At 68.7% G+C, this 19,571-nt stretch carries 15 protein-coding genes; 3 read left to right on the forward strand and 12 right to left on the reverse strand.

Annotated features, from left to right (window positions below):
* Positions 1-42: 42 nt before the first annotated feature.
* The 8 genes from WA967_RS06500 to WA967_RS06535 form a co-directional block, all read right to left on the reverse strand.
* A complete protein-coding gene (locus WA967_RS06500; RefSeq protein WP_424420241.1) occupies positions 43-1,617 on the reverse strand; it encodes an ABC transporter substrate-binding protein in 1,575 nt (524 codons plus the stop codon).
* 141 nt (positions 1,618-1,758) lie between these two features.
* Complete coding sequence (locus tag WA967_RS06505) at positions 1,759-3,057, reverse strand: amidohydrolase family protein (protein ID WP_424420243.1); 1,299 nt, start codon at positions 3,055-3,057, stop codon at positions 1,759-1,761.
* Between the two features lie 41 nt (positions 3,058-3,098).
* Positions 3,099-4,232, reverse strand: coding sequence for an NAD(P)/FAD-dependent oxidoreductase (locus tag WA967_RS06510; RefSeq protein WP_424420245.1), 1,134 nt, complete (start codon positions 4,230-4,232; stop codon positions 3,099-3,101).
* Between the two features lie 34 nt (positions 4,233-4,266).
* The gene (locus tag WA967_RS06515; RefSeq protein ID WP_424420247.1) at positions 4,267-5,376 is read right to left on the reverse strand and encodes a succinylglutamate desuccinylase/aspartoacylase family protein; all 1,110 of its coding nucleotides are present in this window, start codon (positions 5,374-5,376) and stop codon (positions 4,267-4,269) included.
* 39 nt (positions 5,377-5,415) lie between these two features.
* Complete coding sequence (locus tag WA967_RS06520) at positions 5,416-7,077, reverse strand: CocE/NonD family hydrolase (RefSeq protein ID WP_424420249.1); 1,662 nt, start codon at positions 7,075-7,077, stop codon at positions 5,416-5,418.
* Complete coding sequence (locus tag WA967_RS06525) at positions 7,055-8,281, reverse strand: amidohydrolase family protein (protein WP_424420252.1); 1,227 nt, start codon at positions 8,279-8,281, stop codon at positions 7,055-7,057. The genes WA967_RS06520 and WA967_RS06525 overlap by 23 nt, the downstream gene beginning before the upstream one ends.
* Positions 8,282-8,350: 69 nt before the next feature.
* A complete protein-coding gene (locus tag WA967_RS06530; RefSeq protein ID WP_424420255.1) occupies positions 8,351-9,901 on the reverse strand; it encodes an aldehyde dehydrogenase family protein in 1,551 nt (516 codons plus the stop codon).
* A gap of 14 nt (positions 9,902-9,915) precedes the next feature.
* Complete coding sequence (locus WA967_RS06535) at positions 9,916-10,791, reverse strand: dihydrodipicolinate synthase family protein (protein ID WP_424420257.1); 876 nt, start codon at positions 10,789-10,791, stop codon at positions 9,916-9,918.
* A gap of 175 nt (positions 10,792-10,966) precedes the next feature.
* Here WA967_RS06535 and WA967_RS06540 point away from each other — a divergent pair, with 175 nt between their 5' ends.
* Entirely contained in the window at positions 10,967-11,938 is a 972-nt protein-coding gene (locus WA967_RS06540; protein WP_424420260.1) for a cation diffusion facilitator family transporter, read from the forward strand.
* Positions 11,939-11,942: 4 nt separating this feature from the next.
* Positions 11,943-12,845, forward strand: coding sequence for an alpha/beta hydrolase (locus tag WA967_RS06545; protein WP_424420263.1), 903 nt, complete (start codon positions 11,943-11,945; stop codon positions 12,843-12,845).
* Between the two features lie 13 nt (positions 12,846-12,858).
* On the opposite strand, the gene WA967_RS06550 is transcribed toward WA967_RS06545, so the two are convergent.
* A complete protein-coding gene (locus WA967_RS06550; RefSeq protein WP_424420264.1) occupies positions 12,859-13,314 on the reverse strand; it encodes a nucleoside deaminase in 456 nt (151 codons plus the stop codon).
* A gap of 73 nt (positions 13,315-13,387) precedes the next feature.
* On the opposite strand from WA967_RS06550, the gene upp reads away from it, so the two are divergent.
* On the forward strand, positions 13,388-14,020 hold the full coding sequence (upp, locus tag WA967_RS06555) for a uracil phosphoribosyltransferase (protein ID WP_424420267.1): 633 nt from the start codon (positions 13,388-13,390) through the stop codon (positions 14,018-14,020).
* Positions 14,021-14,272: 252 nt separating this feature from the next.
* Here the strand turns inward: upp and WA967_RS06560 are convergent, their stop codons facing one another.
* The 3 genes from WA967_RS06560 to nadE all read right to left on the reverse strand — a co-directional run bounded on the left by WA967_RS06560 (position 14,273) and on the right by nadE (position 19,568).
* A complete protein-coding gene (locus WA967_RS06560) occupies positions 14,273-15,055 on the reverse strand; it encodes a hypothetical protein (protein WP_424420270.1) in 783 nt (260 codons plus the stop codon).
* A complete protein-coding gene (locus WA967_RS06565) occupies positions 15,052-18,561 on the reverse strand; it encodes a TM0106 family RecB-like putative nuclease (RefSeq protein ID WP_424420272.1) in 3,510 nt (1,169 codons plus the stop codon). The genes WA967_RS06560 and WA967_RS06565 overlap by 4 nt, the downstream gene beginning before the upstream one ends.
* Before the next feature lie 188 nt (positions 18,562-18,749).
* Positions 18,750-19,568 carry an ammonia-dependent NAD(+) synthetase gene (gene nadE / locus WA967_RS06570; protein WP_424420275.1) on the reverse strand — a complete coding sequence of 273 codons (819 nt, stop codon included), beginning with the start codon at positions 19,566-19,568 and terminating at the stop codon, positions 18,750-18,752.
* Between the last annotated feature and the right edge of the window lie 3 nt (positions 19,569-19,571).

Raw genomic sequence — 19,571 nt, forward strand, 5'->3', positions numbered from 1 at the left:
CTCTCTCTGACCACGCTCGCGTTCATCGTCTCTGTCCGATCCCTACTTCTGCTCGACCCAGGTGGTCACCAGACCATCGAGCTGCAGATCGGGACGGTGCTGGTAGTTCTTCACCCGATCCACGATCGCGTCCGGCTGCTCCATGTTCCACAGCAGTGCGAACGGACCGCTCTCGGCGATGATCTTCTGCGCCTTGTCGTACGCCGCCTTGCGCTTTGCCACGTCGGTCGTCGCGCGCCCCTCGTCCAGCAGCGCATCGACAGCCGGGTCGCTGTAATCGGTGAGGTTGGAACGGCTTCCCGTCTGGAACACATCGGCGAGCCAGTCGTTGGGGTCGATCTTCCCGCCGAGGCCCTGGATCGTGATGTCGTGCACCTTCTCCACGAACACCGCCTTGTTGTACGAGGCGTAGTCGCCGTACTGCTTGATCTCGATGTTGATGCCGAGCTTCTTCAGCTCCTGCTGGATGACCTGGCCGGCGTTGATCGCGAAGGTCTGCCCGCTCCAGAGGCCCATGGTGAGGTTGATCGGAGTCGCGACGCCCGATTCCTTCATCAGGCGCTCCGCCTTCTTCATATCGCTTCCCTTGTAGATGTCGCCCTTCAGGTGGTACGGGTGCCACGACGGGATCGGCCCGCTGCTCAGCGGCACGCCCTTGCCGAAGATCGCGCCCTCGACGAGCGCCTGCCGGTCGACGGCGTTCATGATCGCCTGTCGCACCTGGAGGTTGTCCAGCGGCGGCCGTCCCACCTGCATGAGCAGTGCGTACATCTGCCCAGAGCGGCCGTCGTTGACGGTGACTCCCGGCTCCTTCGAGAGCGCGTCGATCATGTTGACGGGCACGAAGGTGGCCACGTCGATGTCGCCGGCCTTCAGCGCGTTGACTCGGGTGTTCTCGTCCTCGAGCGGCTTCAGCACGACCTCATCGAGGTACGGAAGCCCCTTCACGAAGTAGTCCGGGTTCTTCTTGAGGACCAGGGAGACTCCGGGAGTGTGCGAGACGAACACGAACGGGCCGCTCCCGACCATCTTCTGGTTGAGATCTCCCTCCGCTTCCACGACCTCCTGAGGAACCACTGCCGCGACAGGATTCGCGAGGTGCACCAGCAGAGCCGCGTCGGGCTTGCTGAGAGTGAGCGTGATCCGGTCCGGAGCGGGGGCTTCGATGTCCTGGATGCTCTTGAACCAGTACCCCTTCGACGAGCCGGTGTCCGGGTTGCGCAGCCGGTCGAGCGAGTACTTGATGTCGTCGGCGGTCAGTTCTCGACCGTTGTGGAACTTGACGTCGCTGCGGATCTGGAAGGTGTACTCGGTGTCGCTGACGACCTCCCACTTCTCGGCGAGGTCCGGGATGACCTTGCCTTCAGCGTCCAGCCCGACCAGCCGGCTGTACACCAGCCCGTCAGCCCAGGTGGACTGCTGGTTCGGCGTCTTGTGCGGGTCGAGCCCGCCGACGGCATCCGCGAGGAGACCGATCGTGATCGTGCCTCCCGACTGGGGCTCCCCTGCGGGCGCACCCGAGCTGTCGGGGCCGGGTTGCGAACCCCCACCGCAACCGGTGAGGAACAGGACCGCGGCGACCATCGCCGCGAGTCCCCATCGCTTCTGTGCTGCCATGCCTGCTTACCTCCATTGGTGCACAGCTCGTCTCTGAGCTGCAGATGGGTTCGGTCTTTCATCCACCACCGGCGGTGGAGGATGCCATTCCGTATACAGTTATGCATACATTACGGTACTTCAAGAGTCTCCGTGCTGAGATCACATTTGTGGCACCAGATCGCCTGTCGCTAGCACGTGCAAGCGCGTTGCTTGAAGATCCGCCGCGAGCCTGTCGTGGTCGATGCCCAGCGCACGGCCGTTCCGTGCGCGCACTCGACCTGCGACCATCGTGAGCGCGACGTCCGCGCGCGTCGCCGACTGCACCAGATGCGCTTCCGGCCCCGCCACCGACATGCCGACCATCCCCGGGTCGACCAGAATGAGATCCGCCTGCTTGCCGACTTCGAGGCTGCCGATCCGATCGGCCTGCCCGATCGCGCGCGCCGCATCGATCGTCACCATCGACAGCACCCGACGCGAATCGAGCAGCCGCAGTTCGTCGTACCGCCGGAGCGGCCAGCGCCCGGCGCTGCGCTCGCCCTCCGCGTCGATCCAGCGCTGCATCCGATACGCGAGCCGCGTCTGAGCGAAGATGTCCATCTCGACCAGCGAGGTCAGACAGGTCCCCAGACTCGTCACCACGCCGCTGCGCACCGCTCTGCCCAGTGTGGAGAAGGGCTTGCCCATCCCCACTTCTATCTCCGGCGTGACCACCAGGCTCGCGCCGGCACCGGCGAGCAGATCCAACTCCTCATCGGTGACCACGTTGCCGTGGACCAGGGTCATGTCCGGTCCCAGCAGGTCCCGACCGGCCAGGTCGGCGACCTCCCCGGGGTAGTCCGTATGGAACGTCATCGGGACGCCGAGGGCACGCGCCAGCTCGACCTCTGCGGCAGTGACCTCTCGCCCCACCGTGTGCAGATCCGTGGGCGCCAGCATCAGGCTCACCAGGTCCTCGGAGCCCGACTTGAACTCGTCCTGCTGAAGCTCACGCGCGAACGCGAACCGTTCATCGCGTTCGAATCGTCCCGGTTCCTCCACCCGCAGACTGTGCGCGTGGACCGCGCGGATGCCTGACTCGCGCAACGCCCGCACGTTGGCTCTGGCATGCTCGGGTCCGGCCAGCGCATGACAGAAGTCGACCACCGTGGTGACCCCCGCGGCCAGCATCACCGCGGCCCCGGCGGCGGCGCCGGCGTACACGTCAGCAGGACGGAAGAACGCACGCCGAGGCAGCACCGTGGACCGGTACTCCCCCGCCCAGATGTCTGCGGCAGCTCCGCGAAGCGGGGTCTGCCACAGGTGCACATGGGAGTCGATCAGGCCGGGGGCCACGATGCAGCCCTGCGCATCGATCACCTCGGCCCCCTCCGTGTCGAGGTCCGGCCCGATCGCGGTGATCGTCTCGGCCGTGACCTCCACATCCGCAACAGCCGGGGCGGCCTCGTCCGATGCCATCGTGACCACGAGGCCGCCTCGGACCACCTTGCGCGCACTGCTCATGAATCGCTCCTCGTCGAATCGTCGCCGGCCGCGAATCGTGCCGGATCGAGAATCGCCGCCTGCGGCGGCAAGGTCTGACCGAGGGCCGTCAACGCGCCCAGCATCCCGAGATACGGACCTGTGGCCAGGCCCCAGCTGCCGAGTCCCCCGACGTGCACGAGTCCGTCGATCCCGGGATCTCGTCCGACCAGCGGAATCCCGTCGGAGCTGACCGGGCGCAGACCTGCACGGTGCTCCCACACCTCCGCGTGCGCCAGCCCCGGAGCGAGCCTCAGGCAGTCCTCCAGCACCGCGCGCATGCCTTCCGCCGTCGGTGTCGGGTCGCGTCCCGATCCGGGCTCTCTGGTCGCCCCGGCGACGACACGGCCCTCGGGGAAGCCCAGCAGGTACCCTCCACCCAGGGTCTGCAGAATGGGCGACCTGTCGAGGTGAGCATCTCGCGTGCGCAGATGCACGAGCTGGCCCTTGAGGGTCTGGACCGGCAGCCTGGCCGACCAGCATCCCGTCGCGTCGATGACTGCGCCCGCCGGCACGATCCGGCTGCCGATCCGCACGCCTCGCGCGCGTCCTCCGCGCACATCCGGTTCCGCCCTCCCCCGCTCGACACGCGCTCCGCTGCGCCGCGCCGCATCCAGCAGGGCACTGCACAGCTGACGCGCATCCACACGGGAGACGCCGGGCAGCGTCAGGCCGATCAGTCCTGTGGCCAGCACCGGCCAGTGATGGCGCATCTCCTGTTCACCGGCCCAGTCGGGCTCGCCGAGATCATCGAACCCGTGCCGCGCTCCGGCCTGCCGAGCGCGTCGGAGAAGCTCCTCGAGCAGAGCCCGCTGCTCGGGTGGCGCCACCACCGTCGTACCCACCCGTCCGAGCCCGATCTCGGCCGGGTCCGCGACCTCCAGCAGGTCTGGAAGCGTACGGTAATGCGCCACGCCTGCGAACAGTGCCGGCTCCCACTGCGCAGGTGCGGGGGAGACGGGCACCGGTGACACGATGCCCGCCCCCGCCGAACTGGCCGCTCCCGGAAGCCCGGCGTCGACGACGAGGACGCTCAGCCCCTCGGCGGCTGCCGCCCGGGCGGCAGCCGCCCCGGCGATTCCCGCCCCGATGACGACGATGTCGAAAGACATGAGTCCTCAGTCCGATCCCTGCTCCGGGGCGGAGTCAAGCCCGGGGCTGCGCCGCTGCCCGGTGCGTGGTGAGCGGCGGAACTTCTTCCGTGCGCTTGTTGTCGCCGACGAGGTAGACGAATTCGCCGGGCAGCACCTTGTCGAAGGGCTTCTGATAGTGGCAGGCGGTCAGGATCGACTCCTCGAAGGGTGCGACGATCTCATCCAGGACCTCGAACGAGTACGGGCTGATCACCCGCCCCAGCACCGTGCCGCCGGGGATCACCGTGCCGAGATCCTCGACGCCCACATTGCTGATCAGCAGACCACCGTGGTTCGGACGCAGGTTCAGCTCGGGTGTGACGCGGATCTGACGCGGCGGAAGCTTGAGCTCGCCCTCGATCATCCCGAGGTACTTCATCACATTCGTGATGCCCGTGAAACCCACCTCGGGGACGCCGCGGTAGAGCTCCTCCGCAGAATGCTGATCGCGATCGACACCGAGACCGTGGAACTCCCCGATCTCGCCGCCGTACGTGACGTACCCCTGAGACGAGGCGTACGCCATGGCCGTCGTACTGCTCTGGCCCTTCTCGACGAGCTCCTCGGGGCTGTTCCACATGAGCATCTCCTGGCCGAACGCCCGAGGGACGTCGTAGGACAGATCCCCCGGCTCGCCCTTGCCCAGGTACCCGTAGGACAGATGGAACTCCCGCGTCGGCGCGTGCAGATCCATGATGACCGTGGCATCCGGGAACACATCCCGGACGATGGCATGCGCGAACCGCTCGGTCAGCCAGCCGTTCTCCCGGCCCGGCCACACCCGGTTCATGTTCCCGCTGTCGCCCCACAGACCATCGATCCACGAGCCGCGCGAGCCCATCTCGAACGCCACGGGGTTCTGCACCGGTACGAGCACCAGATCGCCCACCAGCACGGCAGGGTCGATCTCCTCCACCAGCTGCATCAACGAGGCGATCTGCCGATACTCCTGCCCGTGCGAAGTGGCCATCACGACCAGCTTCGGCCCCGGCCGATGTCCTGCGAGCACGTGCACGCCGATCCCGATGTTGCCACCGTCACCTGCGGTCGTGATCGGCAGGAATCCGAACGCGTGGGATCCCCGATCAGCAACGACCGGCCCCACCACAACCTTCTCAACCATGTGAACTTCCTCTCCTTTCAGATAACCGGTCCCGCCTGCTCACTCAGCAGGCTCGACCGGAAGCAGCAGCCGCGACGGATTCGCGGCATCATGTCGGATCGTCTGGTCCGCGACGCGCATCTCCTCGTCATCACCGGGTGCCGCGCCGGTGTTGGGATTGCGGTCGTACGCGGGGAACAGCGCGGAGCTGATGGTCAGACGCAGCCGGTGCCCCGCGGGGATCCGCAGGGATGTCGCATTCAACTCGATGCGATACATCTCGGTCTCGCCCGGCGCGACGAGATCCCGCCGCCTGCCGGTATGCCGATACGAGGTGCGCACGAGACCCTCGGCGACGATGATCGAGGTGCCATCAGCGGTCACTTCGCTGAGCACGGCCGCGAAGTCCGTGTCCGGGGCGCTGCTGGCCGCGTGCAGTTCCAGGACCGGCGAGCCCGTGACCGTGATGTCCTGAGCGAACGGCGCCGTCGTGTAGACGAGCACATCGGAGCGCGACTCCACGAAACCGTGGTCATGATGGTCCAGCACCCCTGATCCCCAGGCGACCTCCCCCGCCTGCGGAGCCGAAGGCGTCGGATCCTCGGGGTCGTACGTGTAGCGGTCGGCACTCTCGTCCACCGCTGGCCCGCTCGTGTCGAGCATCCCTCCGGTGCGCAGGTGCAGTGCCAGCTCACGGGTGCGCACCGGCCAGCTCTCCCGATCCACCCACGTCTCCGCGCCCATGGTGTACGTGCGCACGCGCGGCTCGTCGCCGGTCCAGCTCTCGCGCCCCTTCAGCCAGTGATCGAACCACCGCAGGTGCAGGTCATTGATGTCGAGCATGCTCTGGGCGCCGAAGTGACGCAGGCCGAGGTGACGCGTGGGCACCCGGGTGCCGCTGTGATCCCAGGGCCCGATCACCAGGTACTGGTTCCGACGCGCGACCGGGTTGGCGCCCAGCAGCTCGTACATCTCCAGCTCCCCGGTGATCGACCCGTCGTACCATCCGGTGATGTGCAGCACGGGGATGTCGATCGCATCGACGCCGACGAACTGCGACTCGGTCTCCCAGTACGCGTCGTCATCGCGATGCGCCATCCACTCAGGCCACACCGTGTTGCGTCGTCCGAGCGCGCGGTCCACCTCGCGCAGGGGCCGATGGGCGAGCACGGCGCCCCAGTCGATACGCGGTCCGCCGTCCGACGCGGACTTGCCGAACTGCATGGTGCGGCCGCCGATCGCGTGCAGCCACATGAACAGCGACAGCCTGAGCTTGCCGTGCCGCTGAGGCTCCATCACCTGTCTGCCGGATGTCGCCGTGCTGACGAAGGTGGCGAGCGCGGCCGGCTTCTCCCGCGCGGCCAGCCACTGCACGGACGCGGCATAGGAGCCGCCCATCATGCCCACCCTGCCGTCGCACCACGGCTGGGCGGCGATCCATTCGATGGTGTCGGCGCCGTCCGGGCCCTCACCGCGGAAGGGGCGGAACCGACCGTCGGAATCCCCCCGCCCGCGCACGTCCGCCGCGACGAACGCGTAGTCGTTGTCCGCGAAGAACGTCGCGGTCTCGACCACCGCAGGGTTGGAGTTGTCGTACGGTGTGCGCAGCAGGATCGCCGGCCGCGGTGCGCCGCCCTCCGGCAGATAGACGTCCGCGGACAGCTCCACGCCGTCTCGCATCGGGATGCGCGCGTCGAAGTCAAATCGCGAGGTGATGGACATGACCCTCCTTCATGATCAGACCGAAGTCATGAGGACGGCACAGCACCGTCACGTCATCGAGCGGATCGTCGTCGACGACGATGAGGTCGGCGTAGGCGCCCGGAACCACTTCGCCGATCAGCCCGCGCATGTTCAGCAGCTCCGCTGCAGTCACCGTCGCCGATCTCAGGATCTCGGCGGCGGGCAGCACCTCGGCGCGGAGGCGGAACTCCTCGTTCTGGAGCCGATGCATGCTGCCCATCAGATCGCTCCCGAACGCGATGGGCACGCGCGCGCGGTGGGCGAGTTCGACGGCGGCGAGGCCCGCGTCGCGGGCGTGCACGATCTTCTCCTGAACGTGACCCGTGAGGCCGTAGTCCTGGCCGTGCTCCGCCAGTGCCGAATAGGTGATGAGCGTAGGCACCAGATATGCGCCCTGAGAGAGGAACAGCGGCAGGCAGTCCGCGTCGAGGAAGTTGCCGTGCTCTATGCTGCGGATGCCGCTGCGGAGGGCGAGCTGGATGGCCTCCGACGAGTACACGTGGCCGGCGACGTAGCGGCCCGCCGCGCGTGCGAGCGCAACCACCGCGCTCAGCTCCTCTTCGCTGAACTTGATCGAGGCGGGTCCGCTGGCCCGGGCGGAGACACCCCCGGTGACGGACACCTTCAGCTGATGGGCGCCGCGCTCGAGCTCGATCCGGGCGGCCTCGAGCAGCGCCGCTGTGGTCTGGCAGGCGACACCGGGAGCGGCGCGCTCGTGGTACCTCGGCCGGTAGTCGTTGCCGTAGTCACGGGGATGCCCCGGGCCCTCGGCACGCGAGAGGTTCTTCCCGGCAAACCGCAGACGGGGGCCGACGAGCACGCGCTCGTCGATCGCGCGGGCCATTCCATGATCGGCCCCGCCGAGATCACGGATGGTGGTGAAGCCGCGTGACAGCATGTCGGACATCACCCGTACGGAGCGCGCTGTCAGGTAGGACATCGGCCAGTCCATCATCGCGTCGTAGTCCGCGCTGACGGCTCCGACATGCGCATGGGCATCGATGAGGCCGGGAAGGACGAACCGTCCGGCGAGGTCGATGGTCCTGGCATGCGACGGCGCGACGACGTGCTCGTCGACAGCGGCGATCCTGCCGGCCTCGACGACGATGTCCACTTCCTGGATCGTCTCCGACCGGGGATCGATCAGATGCCCGTTCCGCATCACGATCAGCGAATCATCCACGTCTGCTCCTCTGCGTGCGCTCGTTGGGACGCGGTCCCGGAGCCGCGCGGCACCGGGACCGCTCTCTCGTTACAACCTGAACTGAAGATCCGGAATGATCTCCGACACATCCATCTGCGCCTTCTGCAGTCGTCCGGAGTAGTCCCAGTTCATCGACTGCCAGCGCGTGAACTGATCGAGCACCCAGATGCCCGACTGCCGGCTCCCGTTCCCGGACTTGCCGTTGCCGCCGAAGGGCAGATGCGCTTCCGCGCCGGATGTCGAGTTGTTCACGCTGACCATCCCGGCGCCGATACCCCGCCGGAAACGGAAGACCTGAGACGGGTCGGTCGTGTAGATCGACGACGACAGGCCGTACCCCGGGAGGTTCGCCATGCGCATCGCATCGTCGAGGCAGCGGAAGGTGGTGACCCCGATGATCGGGCCGAACGTCTCGTTGAGGAAGAGTTCATCATCCTCACGCACGCCATCAACGACGACGGGGTGGTAGAACAGTCCATCCGAGGCGTCGCCGACGAATCCCGCGCGAGGATTGTCGTCAGTGATGCGGCCGATTCCCGACGATCCGAGGACCCGATGGTGCGGCTTGATCCACGAGAGGTATCGCTCGTACCCGTCCGCGAACTTCTGCGCGAGCAGCGGTCCGTAGAGCACGTCCTGCGTCGGATCCCCGATCGCCGCGGTCTGCACCGCCGCGATCAGCCTGGTGACGAACTCGTCGTGCACATCCTCATGCACGATCACCGTGCCCAGCGATGTGCATCGCTGCCCGGCGGTTCCGAATCCGGAGAAGAGCGCTCCCTCCACAGCGAGATCGATGTCGGCGCTGTCGGTGACGATCATGGGATTCTTGCCGCCGAGCTCCAGGCAGGGCGTCTGCAGGTGGCGGCCGCAGAGCTCGCCGATCCTCGATCCCACGGCTGATGATCCGGTGAAGCCCACCTTGTCGATCAGGCCCTGCTCGAGCGACTGCTCCAGACCCGCATAGGTCTCAGCGCCATCGGCGAACACGACGTTGAGGACGCCCGCGGGAAGCCCTGCCGCCTGGCAGAGGTCAGCGAACGCCTGCGCAGACGCGGCAGCGTACTCCGCAGGCTTCCACACGATCGTGTTCCCGGTCACCAGTGCCGGGATCAGGTACCACGCCGGTACGGCGACCGGGAAGTTCCCCGCCGTGATGATGAGCGCCGTGCCCACGGGTTCACGGTAGGTGAACAGGCTCTTGCTGGGCATCTCGGACGGCACAGTCTGCCCGTAGAGGCGCCGCCCCTCTCCGAGGAAGAAGTCGCACGTGTCGACGATCTCCCGCACCTCGCCGAGCGCCTCGGCCGCCGGCTTGCCGATCTCCTGGGTGACGATGGCCGCCAGCTGCTCGGCGTTCGCCTCCACGAGTCGCCCGATGGCCGCGATGGTCCTCCCTCGAACCGGAGCGGGAACGTCAGCCCATGCCTTCTGCGCGTCCTTCGCAGAGCGAGCAGCTGTGACGATCGTCTCCCGATCCCCCAGCTCGACCGTGGCGACGATCTCACTGAGCCTGGCGGGGTTGCGCACCTCCTGCCGAGCCGAGCTCCCGCCGGCGACTTCGGCACCGCCGATGTAGGAAGAGATTCTTCGGGTCACGTGTTCTTCCCCGCTCAGTCGATCGCACCGAGATCGTGCAGGATGCCCCGCAGCTGCTCGATCTCGTCGGGCGAGTACGTCGTCAGTGGTGCGCGGACCGGCCCAGCGGCCCAGCCGCGCAGTTCCATCGCAGCCTTGATGCCGCCCGGGAAGCTGCGCTTGACGAGCATCCATACCAGCGGGTTCAGGCGGCGCTGGATGTCGCGGACCTTGTCCATGTCACCGGCCTGCGCGGAGCGGTACATCTCCACGACGAGCTCGGGGACCACGTTCGCAGTGAAGGCGATCATCCCGTCTCCCCCGCTGGCCAGAAGCTCGTGCATGTAGAGGTCCCGCGCGGTGAGCACCTTCACACGCCCCTCGAGGCGGCGGATCACATCAGAGGCCTGAAGCTGGTTGCCCTCCTTGAGAGCGACGAAGTTGGGGATGTCCTCAGCGAGCTCCTCCAGCGCGTCAGGAGTGAGCGGCAGGTTCGCATAGGTCGAGTTGTAGAAGCACAGCGGTAGATGGGTCGCCGCGCCGATGCGACGAAAGTAGTCGAGCATCTCGCTGCGCAGCAGCGGGTAGAAGTACGGCGTGACGATCAGCGCGCTGTCCACGCCGAGATCGGTGTAGACGGCGAGCGCGTCCTTCGCGTCGCGCTCGTTCGGGCCACCGAACCCGACAGCGACGGGGATGCGCCCCTTGGCCGTCTGAACGGCCGTGCGCACCACGTCGACGCACTCCGCGCGGCTCATGCTGGGGCCTTCGCCGGCCGTGGCCAGCGCGATGATCCCGTCCACCCCGGTGTCGATCAACCGCTCGATGTTCTCCGCGTAGCCGCTGAGGTCGAGTTCGCCGTCCGCGTCGAACGGAGTCGTGACAACGGGGATGACTCCCTGCCAGTTCATGGGTCCTCCTTTGATCGGTCCGAGTCTCGATCCCGGAACCTCTGCATACATGTTTGCATACATTGTTGGATACGTAAAGATCGGTGGGAACTTTCCCGGGATGCGCGCTTCTCCGGGCACCTACGAGCCGCGAGGTCTCCCCTGAATGTGCGGATGCGCGTCCTAGACTCGTGGCATGAGCGCATCCGGTGGCAGCAAGGCGATCATCGCGGCATTCCTGGCGAACATGGGCATCGCCCTCGCGAAGTTCATCGCCTGGGCGCTCTCCGGCTCCGCGTCGATGCTGGCCGAGGCCATCCACTCCGTCGCCGATTCCGGCAACCAGCTGCTGCTGATGCTGGGCGGGCGCAAGGCGCAGAAGCACGCCGACCGCGAGCATCCGTTCGGCTACGGCCGCGAGCGCTACGTGTCGGCATTCGTCGTCTCGATCGTGCTGTTCTCGTTGGGCGGCCTGTTCGCCGTCTACGAGGGCGTGCAGAAGCTCATCGACCCGCACGAGCTGGATCGCTCGTGGTGGTGGCTGCCCCTGGCCGTGCTGATCGTCTCGATCGGACTGGAGTCGTACTCGCTGCGCACCGCGGTGCGCGAGAGCAACGCCGTGCGTGAGAAGGGCCAGTCCTGGATGTCGTTCGTGCGGCACTCCAAGGCGCCCGAGCTGCCGGTCGTGCTGCTGGAGGACACCGGGGCGCTCACCGGTCTGACGTTCGCCCTGCTGGGCGTGGGGCTCACGCTCATCACCGGCGACCCGCTGTTCGACGCCCTGGGCACCCTGATGATCGGCCTGCTGCTGATCGTGATCGCACTGATCCTGGGTGCCGAGACGAAGAGTCTGCTGGTGGGCGAGGGGGCTGATCAGGCCGACTACGACCGCATCGTCGACGCCATCAGCGCCGGGCCCGACGTGCAGAGGCTCATCCACATCAAGACCCTGTACCTGGGCCCCGACGAACTGATGGTGGCCGCGAAGATCGCACTGGCCGCCGACAAGTCCGTGCGCGACGCCGCCGCGGACATCGACGAGATCGAGCGGCGCATCCGCGCCGCAGTGCCGGCTGCGCGCGTGATCTACCTGGAGCCCGACGTGTACCGGCCCGCGCTCGACCCGGAGCCGCCGACGGACGCGTTCGTGCTGAAGTCCTCGGACTGACGGCGTGGCATCCCCTCTCGACGAGCTCCGCGCCGAGCTGGCCCGCCCGGATCTGCCCCCGGTGACCGCGCAGAAGCTGCGCAATGTGCTGACCGTGCTGGAGGGCGACTCCCAGGCCCACCTGGAGTCGCTGGCGATGGTCGACCCCGGTCCGCACGCCGTGGTCTCCTTCGGCGACATCGAGCATGCCGACCTCATCGTGTTCCTGCTGCACGGCATCGACACCGGGCTCGAGCAGTTCCCGGTCTGGGCGGATGCCGCGCAGCGGCTGTGCGCGGACGTCATCCGCTCCTGCGTGGCGCGGGGCGAGCCGCGCAACGTGGCCGTGATCGCCTGGTTCGCGTGGGACTCCGGCACCCACGTGTCGGCGCTCGCCACCAAGCACGCCACCGTGGGCGCTGCGCGCCTGGCCGTGGACATCGACCGGCTGGGGCCGCGCAATGCGCATGCCCGCGTGGCACTGGTGACGTACTCGTACTCGTCGACGCTGCTGGGCGAGCTGTTCGCCATGAACATCGGCGAGGACGTGCACACCGCGTTCTCCATCGCGTCGGCCGGCATCACGCACGCGGCCAAGGTGGCGCTGGCGGACGCCATCGCCCGCGGCGACCTGGTGCTGTACGCCACCGAGGGTGCGAACGACAGCATCGCGCCGTTGGGCAGGCTCGGGCAGCATCCGGTGGACCCACGAGACATCGCAGGCGTCATCGTCTACAGCAGCGACGGCGGCGAGGCGCCCGGCGTGGACGGCGGGTCGACCGTCGGTGCGGCCGTGGAAGGTCACGCCTCGCAGACCTCGGTCGACGAGCACGGCAGGCACCTGGGGTACTACGACGAGCACGCGCAGCCGTACCTGACGCTGGTCGCTCGGCTGGCGGATGCCGCCGTGGCGCTGCCTTCCGCCTGACGCCCGCTGCGGGCTACCGCCGCTCTTCGAAGAACGCGCGCAGCTGCGCGGCCGCCTCATCCGAGCGGATGCCGCCGATCACCTCTGCCCGGTACGGGAGCCGCCGGTCGCGCAGCAGGTCGTACATGGAGCCTGCGGCTCCGGCCTTGTCGTCCCAGGCGCCGAACACCACGCGGCCGATGCGCGCCTGCAGGATGGCGCCCGCGCACATCACGCAGGGCTCGAGGGTGACCACGAGGGTATGGTCCTCCAGGTTCCAGCCGCCGTGGGCCTCGGCGGCGGCGCGCAGCGCGACGACCTCGGCATGTCCGGTCGGATCGCGGGTGACCTCGCGCAGGTTGCGGCCCTCGCCGACGATGCGCCCTTCCGGGTCCAGCACCACGGCGCCCACGGGCACCTCGCCCGCAGCACCCGCATCCGCCGCCAGCGCGAGAGCGCGCGTCATCGGCTCGTCGTAGGCGGAGGTCATGCGGTCGAGCCTAGTGCGCTGGTCAGGAGAGGCCCGTGCGGCGGCGAAGTCCACCGCCCAGTAACCTGTACCCATGCGCGTTCATGTGGCCGACCATCCCCTCATCACTCACAAGCTCACGGTGCTGCGGGATGAGAACACCCCTTCGCCGGTGTTCCGCCAGCTGACCGAGGAGCTGGTGACGCTGCTGGCATACGAGGCCACGCGCAGTGTGAAGGTGTCTCCGGTCGAGATCCAGACGCCGGTCACCAAGACCATGGGCGTGAAGATCGCCGAGCCGCGGCCGATCGTCGTCCCGATCCTGCGCGCCGGGCTCGGCATGCTCGAAGGACTGGTCAAGCTCATCCCCACCGCCGAGGTCGGGTTCCTCGGCATGGTGCGCGACGAGGAGACCCTGCTCCCCACGACCTACGCCGAGCGCCTGCCCGCCGACCTCAGCGACCGGCAGTGCTTCGCCATCGACCCGATGCTCGCCACCGGCGGCTCCCTGGGGGCTGCGATCCAGTTCCTGTTCGACCGAGGCGCGAAGGATGTCACCGCGATCTGCCTGATCGGCACGCCCGAGGGCGTCGCGGCGATCGAGGCGCTCGTCGGCGACCGCGACGTGACACTCGTGCTGGGCGCGCTCGATGAGCGCCTCAACGAGAAGGGCTACATCGTGCCCGGCCTCGGCGACGCCGGAGACCGGCTCTACGGCACGGTCTGACCTCACTCGGGCTTCCACCCAGCCGCCGTCTCCCTTCTCGCTGCTCTTCTCGCCCCACGCGCCGCAGGTCCACGCCGCACAGGCCGAGAACTGCCGCGCGACGGTTGAGAACGGGCGCGCGAGCGAGAACTGCTGTGCGAGCGAGCAGGCGCGGACGCACACGGGCGGAGCTGAGCACGCGCGCGGGCGGAGCTGAGCACGCGAGCGTGCGGGCTGAGCTGAGCACGCGCGGGGGCGCAGCGGATGCGGGAATCAGACGCTCAGCACGTACGCGCGCTCGTCGCCGTAGTGCCTGAAGCCGGCGCGCGCGAGGATCGGGGCGGATGTCGAGATGCGGCCCTTCACGATGGCCGTGATCGCGCCGAGCTCGGCGCCGATGCGCAGCCGCTCGGCCAGCACTGCACGGTAAGCGCCGTGGCCGCGCGCCTCGGCGAGCGTCGCGGCGCCCCACAGTCGCACGAATCCGTCGACGATCGTGCATCCGCCGGTGCTGACGGCCCTGTCGTCCAGGCGGGCCAGCACGCGGGCGCCGTCACCTGATTCCCGTCCTGCAGTCACCTCCGCCAGCTCGTCCTGCAGTCCCTGCTCGTCCAGCGGATGCTGGCCCCACACCGGCACGTTGACGGCATCCACCTCCCGCACCTGCTCCAGGGTTCGGACGACCTCGGCAGTGACGGTCGCGGGCACCTCGACCGAGAGCCCGTCGATGGGTCGGGCGAACACGGCGACGGTGTCGGTGTGTGCTGCGCCTCGGCGCTGCAGCTCCTGCTCGAGCTGCGGACTGTCCGAGGCGTTGGTCCAGAACGTCAGCGTCTGCTCGCTCCAGGCCCGGGTGCGCTCGATCGCACGGTCGAGCACGGCTGTCGCATCCAGCGACGACTGCACCATCGACGCTGTGACGCCGCCGCCGAGCCTGGGCGGGTAGCGCACCAGCTGCAGTTCGGCGTTCTCGTGCTCGCCGTCGCGGGGGAACCAGACCCAGGCCGCCGAGGCGCGCATGATGTCGTCGACGGTGTGCATCGTCGGACCAGTCACGGACGGTCCGCCCCGACCAGGTGCGCGAAGGCGCTCAGGCGAGCGACTCCCTCGGGCGTCCACGGCAGGTCGTCCAGCAGGGCCGGCGAGTGCACGAGGTACGCGACGCTCTTCGCCCTCGAGATGGCGACGTTCAGGCGGTTCTGCAGCAGCAGGAACTCCGGCCCTCGCGGAGCATCCCGCCCGCTGGACGCCGCGAGCGAGGTGATGGAGACCACGGCCTCCTTGCCCTGGAAGTTGTCGACCGTGCCGACGGCCACGTCCCCGAACCCGGCGGCGGTGAGCTCGTCGTGGATGAGCTGCTTCTGGGCGTTGTAGGGGGCGACCACGATGATGTCCGTCTGCTCGAGCGCCCGCGGGACCGCATCCTCCATCCCATCCGTGTACGCGCGTCCGACCAGATCGCGCACGATGCGCAGCACCTCGGCGGCTTCCTCCGGCGACTGCGTGGCGTTGCCGCGATGCCGCAGCGGGATCACGTGCAGCCCGGGTTCGATCCCTTCTACGACACGGCCGTCGGTGCCGTCGGCGGAGGCCAGCCGGCCGGCGTACGACAGCTGCGAGACGGGCTGCGCGACTTCGGGATGCATGCGCCACGACTTCTCGAGGAAGTAGCCGAATGCGGGGTCGATGACCGAGTCCCCGTCCATCACCCAGCCCAGCGCCGAGGTGTTCACGGGTTCGGGGTGCGTGCCCTGGCTCACCTGCGGCAGCTGCTGCGGGTCGCCCAGCAGCAGCAGGCGCCGGGCCCCGGCGGCCACCGCGATCGTCGACGCCAGCGAGAACTGCCCGGCCTCGTCGATCACCAGCAGGTCGAGGCCCTTGCGGTCCACCCGGCGGGTGTTGCTGAAGTCCCAGGCCGTGCCGCCGACGACGGCTCCGCCCTGGATGTGCTCGGCCAGGAACCCCGCCATTCCGTCGCGCCCCAGCGACGTGTACGGCCGTTCGCGATCGTCGCCGCTCTTCGATTTCTTGGCGACCTTCGCCGCGGGGACGCCGTCGGCGACCACTCGCTCCAGGAGGTTCTCCACGATGGCGTGCGACTGCGCGACCACGCCGATGCGGAAGCCGTGCTCGTTCACCAGGCGTGCGATGACCCGCGATCCGGTGTACGTCTTGCCCGTCCCCGGGGGGCCCTGCACGGCAAGGTAGCTGTCGTCCAGATCGAGGATGCCGCGCACGATCGCGTCGATGCGGTCTTCGCCGGCATCCGGCAGTCCTGCACCCGACCGCGTGCGCGGGGCGATGCGGCGCAGGATGTCGGTGGCCGCGTCGGCGGGGAATCCGGGTGCCGCGTGGTGCACGGAGGCCGCCCACTCCTCGATCGCGCCCTGCTGGCTCGCCGCGTTCGGCGGTGATGCCGGAGCGAGCGCGACGGGGAGCCCCTCCCAGGTCTGCCCGCCGACGGTGCGCTCGCGCACGAGGCACCCGTCGTCGAGCACCTCGACGATCTCCACCTCGTGAGGCACGTGGATCACCCGCGAGGGCGCGGGCACCGAGAACGGCACGGGCACCTCGTACAGCGCGAAGGGACGGCCGCCGACGCCCAGGGTGCTGCCGGGCGCGACCTCGCCGCGCAACCGCAGCAGCCGCGTCTGCGCACGCTGGCCCTCGGCGACGCTCCAATCCTCGTCGACGCCGCTGCGGGGCTCATCGATCCGCAGCACATCGCGCGTGGACGCCCAGGCCGACACAGGCTCACGCAACCGCTGGAAATGGCCCTGCCAGAAGCTCTTGGCCTCGCGCGGGTAGTAGTCGATCGCGGCGGCAGCGACCCGGAACTCCTCGCCGCTGCGGCCCTCGTGCTCGGCGTGCAGCGCCTCGGCCTGCAGGGCGAGGGACAGCGGAGACGGCTCGTACGCGCGAGTCTCGGGATCGTCCGGCGGCGCCGGCACCACGCCCTCCTGCCGGGCCAGGCCGATCAACCAGTTGCGCAGTCGCCGGGTGGAGACGCAGTCGTAGCGGTTGTAGTCGGCCAGGTCATCGAGGATGCCCTGTGCCTCGGCATCCTGCCCGGCATCCTGCAGCGCGCGCGCCTGCACGTACTGCACGATCGAGTCGTCGCCCTTCTGCACGTCGCTGGTGCGCACCTCGGCACCCATGTACAGCGGCTCGAGCTTCTTGATCGAGTACGAGCGCGATCCGATCCGCACCGACCGCAGCACGATCGGATACAGGTCGACGAAGACACCCTCGCGCAGCAGCCGATCGACATCCGCCTCGCCCACCCCGTAGCGCGCGGCCATGGCCGCCAGGTGCGCGGTCTCGTAGGGCGCGTAGTGGTAGATGTGCATGTCGGGATGCGCCTGCCGTCGCAGCGTGACGACGTCGAGGAAGTCCACCAGCGCCTGCCGCTCGTCCGCGAAGGTGTGCGCCCACAGTGCGGTGTACTGCTCTTCGTCGTCGACCCAGCCGAACAGGTAGTCGATGCCCCACAGCGGCAGCTCGCCGGGCTCGGTGTGCAGCGGATCGCCCTCGAAGTCGAAGAACATGTCACCGCGGCTGGGGCGCGGCATCATGCCGATCGCGTTCGGCGAGACCAGCTCATACGGCGGCACGTCACCGGGCTCGAGCGCGAGCCCCGCCTGCAGCAGCGCCTGCGCTCGCAGCGCTGTGAAGGTGTCGGTGTTCATCCCGTCGGGGGCCTCGGATGCCGCGGCCAGGCCGTCGATGGTGAGGATGCCGGCGGCGCGCAGCCGCTGCCGCTGCGCGGGTCGCATCCGCGCGACCATGAGCAGGTCACGGTGTGCGAGCACCTGCTCCTCGCAGGTGGCGCAGCGCCCGCACGCGGTGATCTGCAGGTCGCCGCGGTCGTCGCCCCACGCCAGCGGTGCACCTGCCGCTCCCGCCTCGATCGCCCGGTCGGCGATGATGGCCCGCAGCCGGGCGCGGCGCACATGGAACAGCGGCAGGACATCGGCGACGCGATGCGTGCTGATGCTGCCATCACCGAGGATGAGATCCACCTCGTCGGATCGCGGGATGCCGAGGCCGTCGAGCTGATCGACATATGCCGCCAGCTGCATGAGCGCCGTGGAGCGGGCAGTGCGGGCGAGCTTGGAATCCTGCACGCGCCAGCGCCCGGCGCTCTCGCCGGGAACCGGCTCGTCGCGCTTCAGGAAGTCTGCGAACCCGACGAACTCCGGCGTCGAGAACGCGGCCTGGTAGACGACGGATGCGTCGGACTGCAATGCCCGGCGGGTGGCTGCCACCACATCGTCCAGCGCATCGGCATCCGCTGAGGACACCTTCGGCAGCGCGACCACACCCGGGCCACCGCCCGATGCCTCGCCGAACTCGGCGAGGTACTTCTCCAGCACGGTGATCTCGTACGCGTCGCCGAGCCGTGCCGCGCGCTCGCGCGTCGCATCCTCCGGGTCCTCCACGGCCGGGATCCGGCCGAGCTTGGCGTCCAGCGCCCGCGCCCAGGCGAATTCGCACTCCGCCGCGAGCTTCAGGTCGCTTGCGCTGAAGACCACGCGATTCTCCGCCGTGATGACCCGCACGATTCCCCTCTCCGTTGCCTGCGTTCGACACTATCCGGGGCCGGGGACATCGCCCGGGCACCACGATTCCTCATCGCTGACCCCCCCCGGCTTCCCGCCCACACCCCGTGCTGCGGGCGTCCGCAGACCGGGGTCTCGACGACAGCCCGGGGTCTCGGTGGCTCAGGCCGGGGCTGTCCGACTCTGGCTCACCGCCACCAGGCATCCCACGGGGTCACGGGCAGGTGTCGCTTGTGGCGGGAGGCGAGGTACTTCGCCTCGATGCGCGCGGCGACCTCTGCGGGCACTTCGCGCCCCTCGAGGTAGTCATCGATCTGCTCGTACGAGAGGCCCAGCTCTTCCTCATCCGCGCGCCCGGGGGTGCCGTCCAGCAGGTCGGCGGTGGGCACCTTCAGGTACAGCCGCTCGGGGGCGCCGAGGTGCTGCAGCAGCATCCGCCCCTGTCGCTTGTCCAGGCCTGCCAGCGGTGTGATGTCGACCGCCCCGTCGCCGAACTTCGTGTAGAAGCCGGTCACGGCCTCGGCGGCGTGGTCGGTGCCGATCACCAGCAGGCCGGCATGGCCGCCCAGCGCGTACTGCGTCACCATGCGCAGCCGTGCCTTGATGTTGCCGCGGTTGAAGTCCGTGAGCCGCTCGCCGAGGCCCGCGGCGATGTCCTGTTCCAGCCCGTCGACGCCGTGCTGGATGTTGATGGTCAGTGAACGGTCCGCGGCGATGAAGTCGATCGCGGCTTCGGCGTCCGCGGCATCCGCCTGCACCCGATACGGGAGCCGCACCGCGACGAACTGCGCCTCGTCACCAGAGGCCCGCACACGCTCGACGGCGAGCTGCGCGAGCCTGCCGGCGAGTGTGGAGTCCTGCCCGCCGGAGATTCCCAGCACGTAGCCCTTCGCGCCCGTGGCGTGCAGATAGTCGACGAGGAATGCGATGCGCGCCTCCACCTCGCCTGCGGGATCGATCTCGGGCTTCACGCCCAGGTCTTCGGCGATCTGCTGCTGCAGGGTCACGGG

Origin of the sequence: Microbacterium sp., from assembly GCF_049650565.1 — a bacterium.
In the GTDB taxonomy this organism is placed as follows: Bacteria; Actinomycetota; Actinomycetes; order Actinomycetales; family Microbacteriaceae; genus Microbacterium.